Genomic DNA, 1168 nt, shown 5'->3' with positions numbered 1-1168 from the left:
AGGAAAAATTTGACTTGGTTATCTATGACACTCCTAATCTACTGAACTATACAGACGCCAATTTCCTGGCTGCCAATACAGATGGAATCTTGATGGTGGTCGGATTAAGAGGAACTAAGAAATCTCAATTCAAGCAAGTCCTCGATCAAATAGACAGGTTTGGCTTAACCTGTCTGGGGGTAGTAGTTAATCGTGTCCAACCATCTTCCCTGACTGTCTCACCCTAGAAAATCGGTTGCTGAAGGGTTGAAAGTTGAAAGTTAAAAGTTGAAGGTTAAAGGTTGAAATTTGAAAGTTGAAGGTTGAAGGTTGAAGGGGTGAAGGGTTGTTCGCGTAGCGTGGCCAAAGGCCAAGGTTTTAAGGTTTTAAGGTTTTAAGGTTGAATTTGAAGGTTTGTTCGCGTAGCGTGGCCAAAGGCCAAGGTTAGCTGGTTGTTCGCGTGCGCGTTCAACCAGCCAACCTTCAACCAGCCAACCTTCAACCTTCAACCAAAACTAACCTTCAACCTTCAACCAAAACTAACCTTGGCCAAAAGGCCACGCTTCGCGAACAACCAAAACTAACCTTCAACCTGCCAACCTTGGCCAAAAGGCCACGCGTGCGCGAACAACCAAAACTTATTCTGCCGGACAGGATATGACCTATCCCCGATTCGATCGCAATCCGGATTCTGAGTTCACACTTAGTAAGAACAATTAGGAAGATACTGTCACCAAACTTGCTTTAGTCTGAGGAAGCAGCAAAATTGGTACGGACATGGAGTCTAATCAAGTGATGTTAATGAAGGGGTGACATCCCTTGAAACATTTGAAGATTTTTCTCGATCTATTCCATCTCTTAGATAAGGTGTCAATCTACGAAAAATTCCTAGAAACAGACATACCGTTGCCCCGAGTTCACGATGACAATTGCCTATCTAGTTAATCAATATCCTAAGGTAAGTCACAGCTTCATCCGGCGAGAGATTGCAGGTGTTGAGGCTTGCGGTATTCAAGTCAAACGTTTTTCTATCCGTTCCTGCGCCTCTCAACTAGTTGATCCAGCCGATCAACTAGAGCTACAGAAGACTCGATTTGTCTTAGGAGTTGGCATCGTGGGCTTGTGTTTTAGCCTATTACGCACTGCCTTAACCAGACCGATACGTCTTTTGAAGACCTTAGGGCTGACC

General features: G+C 44.4%; 2 protein-coding genes and 1 pseudogene. All 3 read left to right on the top strand.

Going from position 1 to position 1168, the window contains the following annotated elements:
- Nucleotides 1-227 (top strand): hypothetical protein (locus F6K49_RS51125; RefSeq protein WP_293110583.1); only part of this gene is annotated, 227 nt, incomplete at its 5' end.
- A gap of 212 nt (nucleotides 228-439) precedes the next feature.
- Nucleotides 440-640, top strand: a complete 201-nt coding sequence (locus tag F6K49_RS51120) for a hypothetical protein (RefSeq protein WP_293052006.1) — start codon at nucleotides 440-442, stop codon at nucleotides 638-640.
- Nucleotides 641-901: 261 nt separating this feature from the next.
- A pseudogene (locus F6K49_RS51115) lies at nucleotides 902-1168 on the top strand (colanic acid biosynthesis glycosyltransferase WcaL); the annotation flags it as partial.

Source organism: Moorena sp. SIO3I6 (assembly GCF_010672095.1).
The sequence above is the reverse complement of the archived record's forward strand: the minus strand, read 5'-3'. Positions and strand labels throughout refer to the sequence as shown.